This is a genomic window from Bartonella sp. B10834G3 (assembly GCF_016102505.1).
GTDB lineage: Bacteria > Pseudomonadota > Alphaproteobacteria > Rhizobiales > Rhizobiaceae > Bartonella > Bartonella choladocola.
Genome location: NZ_JACFOM010000003.1, coordinates 43,826 through 57,371, shown reverse-complemented (window position 1 = coordinate 57,371; position 13,546 = coordinate 43,826). Strand labels below are relative to the sequence as shown.

Sequence of the window (13,546 nt, the reverse complement as noted above, 5' to 3'; positions counted from 1 at the left end):
AAGCTTGAAATCTCTTGCGGGCACAAGCTTTATGATGGTGCATAGCACCCGTCAATCATGTATGCACATCAATCATATGAGCGGGCAAGTCAGTTCGGGGCGGGTAATGTGCGGCTTGTTTGGAAGCTTGAAATCTCTTTCAGGCACAAGCTTTATAGAAGCTGAACCGGCATTATTCTTTTTACCCTTCAAAGTGATTTATTCGACAAAGCAAGGATCACTAAGCTTTCGAGCCGAACGAACCATCAGCAGTTTTTCAAGCGACGTTTTGCAATGAACTGTCTTTGCAGCGGGAGATCGGGAAGGTTTGTTTTTTTTGTGAGCTGCATCGACAAAAACAAACTATCCGGTATTTTACAAAAAAACCGCCTGAAAAGGCGGTTTTCAATTCGTTATCTGTTAAAGGCCGTTCATGGCCAAAGTTTTAGCGCAAGCTTGCGCAGAAGCGTTGAATGCGCCGGCAGGCTTCTTCCAGCAATTTTTCAGAAGTTGCATAGGAAATGCGGAAAGCTGGTCCCAGACCGAAAGCGGCTCCGTGAACAACTGCAACAGCTTCTGTTTCAAGAAGGGCGGTGACAAAATCTTCATCAGTCTTGATGACCTTGCCTTCCGGTGTTTTCTTGCCAATCAGTTTTGCGCAGGAAGGATAAACATAGAATGCGCCTTCCGGTGTCGGGCATTCAAGGCCGTTTGCCTGATTGAGCATGGAAACCACGAGATCGCGTCTTGCCTGAAAAATCGCTTTATTTTTCGCAATAAAATCTTGCGGGCCGTTCAAAGCTTCAACAGCAGCCCATTGCGAAATCGAGCTTGTGCCCGATGTCTGCTGGCTCTGGATGGTTTCCATTGCCTTGATAAGCTCGACCGGACCGGCTGCATAACCAATACGCCAACCCGTCATTGCATAGGCTTTTGAAACACCGTTTACTGTCAATGTGCGCTCGTAAAGCTTCGGCTCTACCGCTGCCGGTGTAGCAAACTTGAAATCGTTATAAGTGAGGTGCTCGTACATATCATCGCTCATGATATGGACATGCGGATATTTCAAAAGCACATCGGTCAGTTTTTTCAACTCGTCATGGGTGTAGGCAGCACCCGACGGGTTACACGGAGAATTGAAAACAAACCACTTTGTTTTATCGGTAATGGCTGCTTCGAGATCTTCCGGCTGAAGCTTGTAATTGAATTCTTTTTTGGCATCGACGAAAACCGGTGTGCCATTATTGACAGCGACCATTTCCGGATAGCTTACCCAATAGGGGGCTGGGATAATAACTTCGTCGCCCTTGTTCAATGTTGCCATGAAAGCATTGAAAAGAACCTGCTTGCCACCAGTACCGACAATAATCTGCTGCGGCTTGTAATCAAGATTGTTTTCACGCTTGAATTTTGTTGCAATGGCTTGGCGAAGCTCCGGAATGCCGGCAACAGGAGTATATTTTGTTTTCCCCTGACGGATTGCCTCGATAGCAGCATTTTTAACGTTATCGGGTGTGTCGAAATCAGGTTCTCCTGCACCGAGTGAAATTACATCACGGCCGGTAGCCTTGAGGTCACGGGCCTTTTGTGCAACAGCAATAGTCGCGGAGGGCTTGATACGGGATAGCGTATCGCCAATGAATGCCATTCTATTATCTCCTCAGATTGAATAAGCAATAGACTGATTCTTGCCTTGAAGTGCAATAAGTCAGCATAATAAATCTATGTCCCAAGCGCTTTAAAAGTGCAAGAATTGTCTTCATCAATTTATCGTAGAGGGAAGGAAACTATTGGTGAAGCCACCAATAGTTTAGAGTTTAGCCGGTCTGTCGGGACCAATTCTTGCAAATTTTATCATTCTTGAGAAATTCGCGCCATTCTCCCGATATTCCAGCATTTGCGCAACGTTTTCTATTCCCCTTTATCGACACGGGAAAAAATGTCGTCAAAGCGCTTTTTTGCAATGCCGGGCTGCTTATGATCGCGGTAGGACTGCGGCAAAGCCTGATCGTCACCCACTTTAATCAACATAATCATTCCCATGGCATAATGGGGAATACATTTAATGCCGTAAAAGCCGGGTTTATCGAAAGTCACTTGCAGTTCTTCATCAATCTTGCCTTTGAAGGGTGTTGCGCCTTCCGGTATCATGTCATCAATGGTTGCAGCGTTGTGACTTTTCTGTGTGGCAATGAATTTCACCGAGTCGCCGGGTTTGAGTTTTAGATAATCCGGCTCGAACACCATAGCACCGGCTGTTCCGCGATTGAGCATTTTGACTTCGTAAGTTTCGGCATTTGCAGAAGCGGTAAAGGCGAATAAAGCCAGAAGAGCGACGAGTGTTTTCATTTTTTATCCTTTCAATGAAGGTGGCAGCAGGTAACGTATATGAAGCCTGCCATTTTCAAGCTTGTCTATTTCGGCATTGGCACGGAAGTTGGTCAATATTGTTTGTTTCGTCAGCACGTCTTCGGGAAGCCCCGAACTTATCAAACGCCCATGATCGAGCAAAGCGATGCGATCGCAAAACATGGCTGCATGATTAAGATCGTGAAGGGCAATCAGTACCGAAAGATCAAGCCTGCGAATGAGAGAGAGTATCTCCAATTGACATCCTATATCAAGATGATTTGTCGGTTCATCGAGAATGAGAATACGCGGTTTTTGTGCCAATGCACGGGCAATGTGGATGCGTTGCTTTTCACCCCCCGAAAGACTGTTCAGAAGACGCTTCTCGAAGCCTTTCATATTGACTTTTTCGAGTGCATCCTGCAACGCCTCTTCATCTTCGGGAAACCACGGTGAAAGCAATGTTTTGTGTGGTGTGCGGCCAATTTCTATGGCGTGGCGCACGTCGATGCGCTCATGCGGTTCGACCTGTTGTTCGACAAAGGCAATTGTTTTTGCAAGTTTACGCCGCGACCATTTGGACAAGGCAATATTATCAAGGCTTATATCGCCTTTTGTCGGTGTAACAAGGCCTGCAAAAACAGATAAAAGCGAACTTTTGCCCGCGCCATTGGGGCCGATAATGCCTAAAATTTCATGGTCGTTCAATGTGAGCGTTATATCATCAAGAATCGTGTGATGGTCACGTTCAAGCGATAAATGTTCGCCGACAAGCATATCAATTTCCTTTCTGCCGCAACAGCAACAGGGCAAAAAGCGGAGCGCCGATCAATGCCGTGACAATACCGACCGGAAAAGCAAGGCCGGGCACAATAATGCGCGAAATCACATCGGCGGCAATCATGAAAAGTGCGCCGATCAATGCCGAAGCGGGTATCAGAAGCTGGTGGCGCACGCCGACAATAAGCCGTGCCGCATGGGGAACAACCAGTCCGACAAAGCTGATTGTACCCATAATGGAAACCATAACGGCAGTAACCAGAGCAACAAGAGTAATCAGCAACATGCTCACATAATTGACAGAAATACCAAGCGATTTGGCGGCACGCGAGCCGAAGACGAAAGCATCGAGAATGCGGGAAAATGCAAGGAAAATTAAAAATGCCAGAAGTGTTAACGGGAAAGCCAGTAAAGCATCACTCCATCTTGCTCCGGAAAGATTTCCGATCATCCAGGCAAAAATATTCGAGCGTCCTTCAAGTGGCGTAAAAATCATCAATATGAGTGCTGTCAATGCGTTGAACAGCATGGCGCTCGCAATACCGGCGAGAATAATGGCGGTTGCATTGCGTCCGGAATGATAGGCAAGAAAAACAACAAAGAAAAACGATAACAGACCGCCGATCAATGCACCCGTTGAAAGTGACAGAATACTCAAATTCATGCCGAAAGCGGTAACCAATGCCGCACCTGTTCCCGCACCCGACGAAATGCCGAGAAGATAGGGTTCGGCAAGGGGATTTCTCAACAAGGCCTGTAAAATAACCCCGCACATGGCAAGACCGGCACCACAACATGCGCCCACCACTGCACGCGGCAGACGCCACAGCCAGATCACCCGACTATGGAATATATCCACCTCGTAACCGCTACCGAACAGATGGTTGGCAATGGTTTTCAAAAAAGTTGAAAACGGAATGGCAATCTCGCCAATTGCTGCACCTGTCACAATTGCGCATAGCAAAAGACAGATGCAAAAAAGCCAGATGATAATCGTGCGGGGTAAATGTGTCACTCTTTTTCAAGACCAAGTTCGACAATGGCATTTGCCAGTTTTTCGATACCGTCAATGGTGCGCATGGTTGTATTCATGGATTGCACGTCCATGTTGACAAGACGGTTATTCTCGACAGCCGGTAGCAGTTTTGTAACGGGATCTTTCTTCAAGAAATCACGTTTCACGACAACATCATCGGCGGGAAAACGGCGGCGATCCATTTCGGCAAGAACAATAATGGTCGGGTTCGCTTTAACGATGGTTTCCCATCCCACAGTCGGCCATTCATAATCGGATTTGATAACGTTTTGAATGCCGAGAATTTTCATAATATAACCGGGTGCACCAAGGTCTCCGGCAACATAGGGGTCAATATCAAGATCGGCACTCGAATACCAGAAAACCGCGCTGAGTTTGCCCTTGGGCAGGTTTTTGACTTTGTCGATTGCAGCCTGTTCGCGCCCTTTCAGCTCTTTAACAAGTTGTTCTCCTTTATCCTGAACGTTGAAGATCACTGAAAGTTCGGAAATTTCCTGATAGATGAGATCCATCGTAAAGGGGGCTGTTCGCAAACCGTCGCTACCGGCAAGGTTGTCTTTTCCCACGCAATCGGCAGGAGCGGTATAAACCGGAATTTCAAAATCCTTGAACTGGTCATAGGTTGCAGCACTTCCCGCAGGCCCTATAACCCATTCCTGATGGCTTGCCACAAGATCGGGTTTTTCGGCAATGATGCTCTCGAAACTTGGAACATCATGGGAAAGCATTTTTACGTTTTTGTTGACTTCGGTAAATTGCGGCAAAACCGGCGAATACCAGAGTGCAGTCCCTTTGACCTTGTCGGATAATCCCAAAGCATAAAGTATCTCTGTCGTATTTTGTCCGACCGAAACAACGCGTTCCGGTGCTTTGTTAAAAACCAGTGTGCGGCCGCAATTTTTTACCGTTAACGGATAATGCGTTTCTTCAGCCAAAGCATTGCTATAAAAATTAACCGCAAAGAAGGAAATCACCGCAGTTAAAATTGTCGTCTTCAAATGGATGGTTTTCATGAGTTTGCTCTTCTCGTTCAAGCCCAAGGCAAGGCCGTTTTATGAAGGTTTTGCCTTGTCACGGGTTTCAAATATTTCACGAGGGCGTTCGGGAAAGTTTTCAAGCAGGGAAAAGCCCATTCGTTCAACGTCGAAGGCTCTATTTGCCGCGTATCATCCGAATGAAGAGCCTTACAAAAATTCTCCACCGGGAAGGCATTGATAAACGCTGTTGAAACGCCTGAAAGCCCTTTTATTGCGGTTGTTTTTAAAGCAATAAAAAACGCTTTGCCAACGTGGTTTATCTTTTCTTCTCTTGAGCAAAATAATGAAAGAAGCGGTTTCCGGATGTGTTGTTGGCAAACGATCAAAAAGCGCAAAAAATACAATATTTGTTGCAACACAATCTGCTGCAACATTGCTATCACTTCATAAACCGGACGGGATAAAAAAATCCGTATAAGCATATGAGAGGCGACAAACTTGGCGCCTGACCGGATTGCCATGGTTACCTTTCCTTTGCACCCACCGTGCGTTAGGGATATTCAATGACAGGCTCGTGAAAGCCTATGATTGACGGCAGGTCTCCTGGCTCGCGGCATTTTTTTTGCACCTTTTACCTTCCCGCTTTCGCAGTGGCCGGATAAATCCCTAAAAAAGGTGCTGCCGTTTACAGTTGCGGGGGCAGCCACGGTTGAAATCCCTTGAGTGCGGTCAATTTTTCCGTGTTCCCTATTATTCCCCTTTTGAAGACATCCTGAAGGGGAACCGTCAATAAAATTTATAGCTTATCTAAATAGAAGTGCAAGCAGCTTGTTGACGTTCTTCTTGAAATAGCAAAACGATATTCTTCCGTTTGGCTTTCAAGAGCGAATGTTTGTTATTCCGGTCAGAAAACAACGCGGGCGACGTTCAAGAAAAATATCGCAGGAAACTTCTTAGGAAACATGGGGACAAAACAACGGGAAAGATGTGACGAAACATTGCCGAGCCGACATGGGAAAATAAGGGGGGAAAAATAAGGGGGGGAAAAATAAGGGGGGAAAAATGAGGGGGAAAAAATAGGGGGAAAGATCGAGGAAAGAACGGAAACATATAAAAGTGGGGGGAATGGGGGCTTCGAGATCAAATTGATAAAATGATTAGACCATTAAAAAAGCCCTACCGAAAAACCGGTAGAGCTTTTTGTAATAACTCGTGAATGGTAGCGTTGAAATGCCGATAAATCTTTTATTGTCGAATTAAAAGCATTCAAGCCGCTTGTCATTAAAGAGCTGAAAGATTGCCTGCAGCAGATTTTCCCGAACGGCGATCCTGCACAACCTCGTAAGACACTTTTTGTCCTTCGGTAAGACCATTCATGCCTGAACGTTCAACAGCCGAGATGTGTACAAAAACATCTGCACCACCATCATCAGGTTGAATGAAGCCGAAGCCTTTTGTTGTGTTGAACCACTTAACTGTTCCTGTAGCCATAGGAAACTCCTGTAATAAGAAATGATTGCATCGACACATACAGTGTTGATACATTTGGTAGATCGAAATTTAGAAAGGGGAGTTTCGTTAAATAGTGCTTGCTGCACGGTTAAGAAAGTCGCACAACCGAAAAATCGATTGGCGCTTCATTAGACCCTCTAAAACCGGAAAGCAAGTTTTATTAATATTAAAATTGCAAGCATTCTTGCTTTTGCTATTTTGATTGCCGACACTATCTGGTGTATAAGGGTGCAATCAATATTTTTAACTGTCGTCAGAATGTCGCGATTGTCATGTAAGGGGAATTGATTGAATGGCCAAAAATGGCAGCGATAAAGACGACGTTATGCCCGATAATCCGGTCGATGCCGCTCCCGGTTCATTGCGCGAAGGCATTGTCAAAAATACCCGTTTTTCCCATCAGGCAAAAATTCTTTATATCGCTTTCTGGCATTCGCACACGCGCAACACGTTGATTGCGACATTTCTTGGAATACTCGTGCTCATTATTCTGATTGGCCGCGGGCAATTGCAAATCAATGAGTGGACCAAGGATTTCTGGAACGCGATCAGCCGTAAAGATTTGCATGAGTTTGTTTTCCAGCTCGGTGTATTCTTTGTCATTGCCTCGGTTCTATTGATCTTCAACATTGTCCAGACTTTTTTGAACCAATATTTGAAGATGAAATTGCGTGAAGGATTGACTGACGACCTTATCAGCCAATGGATGCAGCCCAAGCGTGCCTTTCGCCTGACAATGGCAGGGGAAGTCGGCGTAAACCCCGACCAGAAACTCCACGAAGATGCCCGACATCTTGCCGAATCAACCGCTGATCTCGGCATCAATCTGTTGCAGGCCAGTGTAACATTAATCATCTTCATTCCGACGTTATGGGCAACAACGGCCGGTTTCGTTTTCAGCTTTTCCGGCTACAGTTTTCCGCTTCCCGGTTACATGATCTGGGCGGTGCTTCTCTATGTCGGTGCGGCTTCCTTTCTCACCTGGTTTGTTGCGCGTAATCTGGTAACGATCAACGCCAACCGCTATGCGCGTGAAGCAGATTTGCGTGCCGCTTTAATGCACACCAACCGCTCTATTGATTCGATCACGCTGATGGGGGCTGAGAAAGACGAGAAGCGCTATCTCGACGGGCGTGTGCAAAATGTTTTGAACGCCATTTGGCATATTGTTGTCGCAACGACCAAATTGACAGGCATTACCGCCGGTTATGGCTGGGTATCGAATGTTGCCCCTTATATTATCGCCTCGCCGATCTATTTTGGCGGCGGTATTGACCTCGGCGGTCTTCAGGCTGCTGTTCAGGCCTTCAATCAGGCGCACCAGTCATTGCGCTGGTTTGTTGACAATTATGGCGCTCTGGCCGACTGGCGGGCAACGATGTTGCGTGTTGCAACTTTCAGACAAGCTGTTGTGCAGATGGATGATGTCGATCGGCTGAAGGGCGAACATATCGTCGTCAAAACCAATGATTCCGATATTATGACCTTCGACAATCTGTTGATCCGCACAGCCAACGGCAAATTGACTTTGACACCGTCGAATTTGGCAATCAAACGCGGGCAGAATACTCTGATCTATGCGCCGCAAGACGTTGACAAAACCATTCTTTATCACGCTCTGGCCGGTTTGTGGCCATGGGGGCAGGGAACGGTAGGTCTGCCCAATTCCGGTTTGCCGAACTATATTCCCGATGCGCCTTATATTCCACCGGGCACATTGCGCACGGTTCTTCTTTATCCCGCAACGGATAAAAACCCGACAGACGATGAAATCGAACACGCGCTCGAAATCACCGGTTTGAGTGATTATTTTTCGGCACTTGATGAAGAAAATGTCGATTGGGAAAAACGATTGAACGATGTTGAACGCCGTTCAATTGCTTTTGCCCGCGTGCTTCTTACAAATCCCGAATGGATTGTCGCCAATCAGGTTATGGACGGTATTGATGAAACGGTGCGCAAGCGCATTGCCGCGGTTGTGTTCCAGCATCTGAAACATACCACTTTTGTTTATATCAGCCGCCGCAATGACGAAAGCTATCTGTTCGACGTGATTGTGGAAGTCAAATTCGAGCCTTCGGAACAGGCTTTGCAAAGGAACGAGAACGAAACATCAAACGGCAGAACTTCCGCTTCAACAACAAACGATGAAAACACGACCGCAAGCAGGACAGTGCCCGCAGCGGACGCAGGTGATAAATCTGCAGATAATAAGCCGGAAAATGATGAGCCGGAAATAAAATAGTCAGGTTTTTGGCAAACAATCTTTCATAATTTTCGGGCAAAAATACCTTTATCCGTGCGAACACGTTTCTCTTAGAACACAAAAGCCTTTTGAAGGCGAAACTCTTCCGGAAGAGTATGCCCTTTTTGAAGACTGGCTCCTTTTTGAAGACACTCCCCTTGTAGAAGAAAAATTTTTTGTAAAAGAAAACCTCTTTATAGAAGGCAAAAGCAACGCAAATCTTTGCGGATAGGGTTTCTTTATCGGTGATTTTATTGATGGTCTGCGTATGGCACCTGCTTTTATAATCTGCATTGAGAACCTGCTTTAATGAAAAGCAAAGAGAATGTGCATGGTTGATTTAGGGGATGAAATCTTGATTGATTTGGCGGTGGGCAACGCGTTCTCAATTCCATTGAAGGCATAAGATTTATAAAGGCTCGATAAGGCTTTTGAAAAATTCCGGCGACAGGTTTTGGTTGAACTGCGGCTGATCTAATGAGCTTTGAAGAAAAAAACACATCCGAGTTATAATGGGCGGGATAACGGACGGGATAACAGGCAGGCGATTTTTTAACGAGGGTCGAATTTTAAGCTGTTCTCATGCCGGAAATACCGGATTATTTTTGAGCGGGAGCGGGAGCGGGAGCGGGAGGATGGCCGATATAGCCGTTCGATTGTACCTCGTCGAACGGTTCATGTATTTTTCGCGTCAATCTTGTGGGGGTATGTTTTAGGGCGTTATCGGTTTTGGCGGGATTGTTTTTTTGGCATACCGATTTTCGGGGTTATTGGTTGCAAATTTAAAAGCTCCCGTTCAACCGCCGGTTCGACGCTATGATCGGATTTTACTTCCCGCCGACCGGTAAAAACCGGAATGCATGAAGAGGTCAGGTAGCCAAATGGCATATGTGCCAAATGGAAAGGGTTATTTGCCTGATTGTTTGCAAGATATTGCCGATCATTGGCTCTTTTGCATTATCTCTCTTCCTCGAGCTTTTGAGGTGGTCTCCCGCCTCAAGAATAGGGCGGTATGATGGCCTTTAACGTTTAAGCAGCCATTTGCTCACGCGACATTTAGAAAAAACTGTTTTACCAGCCCCAGAACATAAGCCACCATGCATAGACGATAGGAACACAAGAAACAGCAAAAAGGAAAAAGCCCAGATATTTGCGGATGAGGCTTGCCGGCGTTCTTTGCAAGATTCTTGCCGCAAGATAAAGGCTCCAGAGCGCAGTTAAAGCAAGAATGAACGCACGTGCATATGGCAACCACCAGAAGGTGATGCCATCATACATTAAAAGTTTTACAGTTGTTGCTGTAAGCCCCAAAAACAGACCGGCAGCCGCCAGTGGCAAAAACGCTTGTGCCAAATGATGGAAAAGTGTCTGCGAACGCATGAGCGAGGCGATAGCCCATAACATCAGGGTCAAAAATGTGCCAAAAAGCAGACCACTTCCTAAGATGTAACTTGCAACACAAAAGCCGTCTACCCAGTTGAAACTGTCATTATTGGCGGGGTGGTTTGTCAATACCCACCACGGAGCGGTCGGGTCGAGTGGCCAGAAAATATTGTGGTCGACAAGCCATTCGGCTATTGCCTGCTTGAAAGTCACAAACCACGGGCTGACAGTCCATGTAAACGCCCCGATTGCAACACCGATCATACCGAAAAGCAGTAATCTTGTTTCCCATGGGCTTGCGTTTTTGTCTTCACCGTAAACGACAACTTCTTCCATAACCGAGCGTGGTTTCAGAGCCACAGCATCGCGGAAGCCGGCACAGCGCGCGCACATATGGCAAGCATTAACACCATGAAGCTGGTGAATATTTATCATTGGAGGGCAATTGGGGTTTTCCTGACGGCCACCACAATAATGCGCCCATTTTTCCTGATCTGTCTTGAACGAAATAGGAGCAAGGCGGGAAAGCAGGTTGAAAACGCCATTAACAGGGCAAAGATAACGGCACCAGACGCGCGTTCCTTTACCGAAAAAGAAACCGATTGCCATTGCTGCCAATGTCGAGCCGCCCAGAATGAGAAGTGCTGCTTCCGCATAATCATAAACGCTGATTAACTGGCCATAAAGCGTTGTCAGAATAAAGGCAACTGTCGGCCAGCCGCGCCATTTGAGCCAGCGCGGGATACTTTTATTACGCCCGACAGTGCGGCTGGTAAATTCGGCCAAAGCCCCTTCAGGGCAGAAAACGCCGCACCAGATACGTCCTATAAACAGCATGGAGAGAATAACGAATGGCCACCAGATTCCCCAGAAAACAAATTGTGCAAACAGCACGAGATTGCCAAGGATATGTTCCTGCCGTGGCGGCAATGGCAGAAATGACGGCACAATCAGGAGAAACAGGTAAATGGCAACAACACACCACTGTATCGTCTGGATCACTGTCCTATGGCGATGCATGACAGTGCCCAGATGATAGACGGCAGTGGTGATGATACGTGACATGGTTTTTTTTAAAAAATTGGTTTCAGGTAACTTTCAATGGGGGGCGAACCGCCGTTTTGGCAGGCTTCCTGTTACAAAGAACAATGGCTGCGATCCAGTAAACTGCCAATACAACGACTTGCATCAAAGACGGTTCCGCATGGTAGCCGGTCAGTCCCGTCAATGTGCTGTTATCGGGAATAAGCCAGCTTGTACTCCATAGCGGATCATCCATAAAGCTGTAGAGCCATTCGGGTAAATCATAAGCCGAAATCTGGGCTGCCGCTTTGTCAAAGGCAGTAATCAACAAACCGCCACCGATGAGGAGAAGGACAAATTCACTTCCCAAGAAAAACCATCTCCACGGGATGATTTTGGAAAATTTCTGCAACAACCAGAAAGTGAAAAGTGCAAGAATAAAGCCGAGCACACCACCAAGAATGAACATGCCGAGCGAAGCGCCATTTTGTTGCGCACCGACACCGGCAAGAAACACCACTGTTTCAGAGCCTTCGCGGGCAACGGCAATCATTGCAAGGAGCATAATACCGAATCCGCCGGAAGATTGCAGGCTTTCGGCCGCTTCACGTTCCAGAGTATGTTTCATTGAAGCACCGTGGTGGTGCATCCAGACGATCATTTGCATAATGAGAAGGGCGGCCACGGCCATCATAGCGGTGAAGAACCATTCCCCGCCGGGGCCTGCAAACCATGTGCCCGCAACATAAAACAGAATGGCGAGAATTCCGGCAAGAACAAGCCCTAATGCAGTTCCCGCCCACAAACGGTTTTTAAGCGTTAAAAGATTTTCGCGCCGCAACCACGTATAAAGGATGCCGATAACGAGTAGCGCTTCGATACTTTCACGCCAAACGATGAAAAGAGGTGCACCCATTTGTCTGCTCTCCTATTTTACGTTAATGTCGAAACCGGCCATATCCATGTGAAATTCGTCAATAAAATGGTAACTGCCGGGTTTGAGCGGGTGAATGACAACAAATGATTCAACGCCTGCGCCTAAAACTTTTTCAACGCGCATTGACAGGTTTTCAAATTCGGCCGGCCCAGAACCGATATTTTTAACCGAAATTTTAAAACGTTGTCCCGCGGGTACTTCAATTGATTGCGGTTCAAATACACCATCTTTGATGGTTACATTATAAAGCGAAAGTTCGTCGGCTCCGGCAAAGAGGGGAAACAGACAAAACAGCAAAACCAATATTGCGCGCATAACAAAACCCTTTTTTGAACCAAAGCGAGCTTTCCGGAATGAATGGTTTACTTTCCAGAGAACCAAAAAATCCCCGCTAAAAAGCAAGACCGGCTGTGGAGGTCACAACGGCCGGTCTGCTCGGAGGGGTTACTTCTAATGGTGGATGATCGAAAGTAAACCCCGACATTACAAACAGGTCTCGATCTTTGGGGATAAGATTGACTGGAAACTTATCCCGAAACTGTTTCCGGCAGAATTAGACTGCCGGTCATAACAATCAATAGCCACCCTTTTTGCCGGTACCGGCATAGGTGAAGTCATATTCGACAACGCATTTGTCAAACCACGGGCCAACGCCGGTTTCTTTATCGACATGGCGGCCGAACATGGACTCTTTTGAAGGTGGCAAAATGGTGTATTTCAAATGATATTTGCCAGCACCATCGAGCTTGATATTTTCGCCATAGTGCGGGCCGTCATTGGCAACCATAGGATGGAAATGACCGCTCAAAGGCTCTTTTGCACCTTCTTTGGTCAATTCATATGAGACCTGAAGATAGGGTGCCCATGCGCCTTCCGGAAGACCGTTCTTATTATCCTCTGTCGCATGAATATCCGCTTCCAGATGGATGTCGGACTTCGCAGCCGCAAGCATAATGCCCTCCGGCTCCATTTCGATCGGTTGCAGATAAACAGCCGCAATCTCAAGGCCACCGCAGTGCTGTGGTTCGCCAATCGGATATTCGACAGCCAAAGCCGGTGTTGCAAACAGAGTGCAAGAAGCAGCCAGAATTAGTTTGTTTAAATTCATAATTTAACCCTCGGAATAAAACATGACTATATATATCATCTTTTATCAAAAGCGCAAATTTAAAATTTACCAAAATTATCAAGTTCATTTATAAAACTTATAAAAGTGGCCGAATTTTGCTTTTGTTTGTTGAAAAATAACAATTGAATATATAATAGATAACGGGATATTAGACGGCGTAAAAGAAGTAAAAAAATAAAAAATATACTATTTATTT

General features: G+C 46.3%; 12 protein-coding genes and 1 riboswitch. Of the genes, 2 read left to right on the top strand and 10 right to left on the bottom strand.

Going from position 1 to position 13,546, the window contains the following annotated elements; translation table 11 throughout:
* The coding region (locus tag H3S94_RS11830) for a hypothetical protein (RefSeq protein ID WP_210328013.1) at positions 1-277 on the top strand (277 nt) is incomplete at its 5' end.
* A gap of 147 nt (positions 278-424) precedes the next feature.
* Here the strand turns inward: H3S94_RS11830 and H3S94_RS09385 are convergent.
* From H3S94_RS09385 to H3S94_RS09360, 6 genes are all read right to left on the bottom strand, one after another.
* Positions 425-1,627 carry a pyridoxal phosphate-dependent aminotransferase gene (locus H3S94_RS09385; protein WP_198231385.1) on the bottom strand — a complete coding sequence of 401 codons (1,203 nt, stop codon included), beginning with the start codon at positions 1,625-1,627 and terminating at the stop codon, positions 425-427.
* A 263-nt stretch (positions 1,628-1,890) separates the two neighbouring features.
* Complete coding sequence (locus H3S94_RS09380) at positions 1,891-2,328, bottom strand: pseudoazurin (protein WP_077992931.1); 438 nt, start codon at positions 2,326-2,328, stop codon at positions 1,891-1,893.
* Between the two features lie 3 nt (positions 2,329-2,331).
* Positions 2,332-3,105 (bottom strand): ABC transporter ATP-binding protein, encoded by a 774-nt coding sequence (locus H3S94_RS09375; protein WP_198240890.1) that lies wholly within the window; start codon positions 3,103-3,105, stop codon positions 2,332-2,334.
* Between the two features lies 1 nt (position 3,106).
* On the bottom strand, positions 3,107-4,123 hold the full coding sequence (locus tag H3S94_RS09370) for an iron ABC transporter permease (RefSeq protein ID WP_077992929.1): 1,017 nt from the start codon (positions 4,121-4,123) through the stop codon (positions 3,107-3,109).
* Positions 4,120-5,157: an ABC transporter substrate-binding protein gene (locus H3S94_RS09365; protein ID WP_077992928.1), complete on the bottom strand. Its 1,038-nt coding sequence runs from the start codon at positions 5,155-5,157 to the stop codon at positions 4,120-4,122. Before H3S94_RS09365 ends, H3S94_RS09370 begins: the two co-directional genes overlap by 4 nt.
* A 539-nt stretch (positions 5,158-5,696) precedes the next feature.
* Positions 5,697-5,924, bottom strand: a riboswitch (cobalamin riboswitch).
* Between the two features lie 478 nt (positions 5,925-6,402).
* On the bottom strand, positions 6,403-6,612 hold the full coding sequence (locus H3S94_RS09360) for a cold-shock protein (RefSeq protein WP_077992924.1): 210 nt from the start codon (positions 6,610-6,612) through the stop codon (positions 6,403-6,405).
* A gap of 313 nt (positions 6,613-6,925) precedes the next feature.
* Here H3S94_RS09360 and H3S94_RS09355 point away from each other — a divergent pair, with 313 nt between their 5' ends.
* A complete protein-coding gene (locus H3S94_RS09355) occupies positions 6,926-8,878 on the top strand; it encodes an ABC transporter ATP-binding protein/permease (protein ID WP_077992922.1) in 1,953 nt (650 codons plus the stop codon).
* A gap of 1,071 nt (positions 8,879-9,949) precedes the next feature.
* On the opposite strand, the gene H3S94_RS09350 is transcribed toward H3S94_RS09355, so the two are convergent.
* From H3S94_RS09350 to H3S94_RS09335, 4 genes are all read right to left on the bottom strand, one after another.
* Positions 9,950-11,326, bottom strand: coding sequence for a 4Fe-4S binding protein (locus H3S94_RS09350; RefSeq protein WP_149866660.1), 1,377 nt, complete (start codon positions 11,324-11,326; stop codon positions 9,950-9,952).
* Between the two features lie 22 nt (positions 11,327-11,348).
* Complete coding sequence (locus tag H3S94_RS09345) at positions 11,349-12,200, bottom strand: FTR1 family protein (protein WP_077992914.1); 852 nt, start codon at positions 12,198-12,200, stop codon at positions 11,349-11,351.
* A 12-nt stretch (positions 12,201-12,212) separates the two neighbouring features.
* The gene (locus H3S94_RS09340; RefSeq protein ID WP_077973587.1) at positions 12,213-12,536 is read right to left on the bottom strand and encodes a cupredoxin domain-containing protein; all 324 of its coding nucleotides are present in this window, start codon (positions 12,534-12,536) and stop codon (positions 12,213-12,215) included.
* Between the two features lie 259 nt (positions 12,537-12,795).
* A complete protein-coding gene (locus H3S94_RS09335; RefSeq protein WP_077992912.1) occupies positions 12,796-13,329 on the bottom strand; it encodes an iron transporter in 534 nt (177 codons plus the stop codon).
* Positions 13,330-13,546 lie beyond the last annotated feature (217 nt).

What these genes read in the sequence shown, in the direction of transcription:
- H3S94_RS09385 (WP_198231385.1), bottom strand. Translation starts at nt 1,627, where the DNA reads ATGGCATTCATTGGCGATACGCTATCCCGTATCAAGCCCTCCGCGACT.
- H3S94_RS09380 (WP_077992931.1), bottom strand. Translation starts at nt 2,328, where the DNA reads ATGAAAACACTCGTCGCTCTTCTGGCTTTATTCGCCTTTACCGCTTCT.
- H3S94_RS09375 (WP_198240890.1), bottom strand. Translation starts at nt 3,105, where the DNA reads ATGCTTGTCGGCGAACATTTATCGCTTGAACGTGACCATCACACGATT.
- H3S94_RS09365 (WP_077992928.1), bottom strand. Translation starts at nt 5,157, where the DNA reads ATGAAAACCATCCATTTGAAGACGACAATTTTAACTGCGGTGATTTCC.
- H3S94_RS09360 (WP_077992924.1), bottom strand. Translation starts at nt 6,612, where the DNA reads ATGGCTACAGGAACAGTTAAGTGGTTCAACACAACAAAAGGCTTCGGC.
- H3S94_RS09355 (WP_077992922.1), top strand. Translation starts at nt 6,926, where the DNA reads ATGGCCAAAAATGGCAGCGATAAAGACGACGTTATGCCCGATAATCCG.
- H3S94_RS09350 (WP_149866660.1), bottom strand. Translation starts at nt 11,326, where the DNA reads ATGTCACGTATCATCACCACTGCCGTCTATCATCTGGGCACTGTCATG.
- H3S94_RS09345 (WP_077992914.1), bottom strand. Translation starts at nt 12,200, where the DNA reads ATGGGTGCACCTCTTTTCATCGTTTGGCGTGAAAGTATCGAAGCGCTA.
- H3S94_RS09340 (WP_077973587.1), bottom strand. Translation starts at nt 12,536, where the DNA reads ATGCGCGCAATATTGGTTTTGCTGTTTTGTCTGTTTCCCCTCTTTGCC.
- H3S94_RS09335 (WP_077992912.1), bottom strand. Translation starts at nt 13,329, where the DNA reads ATGAATTTAAACAAACTAATTCTGGCTGCTTCTTGCACTCTGTTTGCA.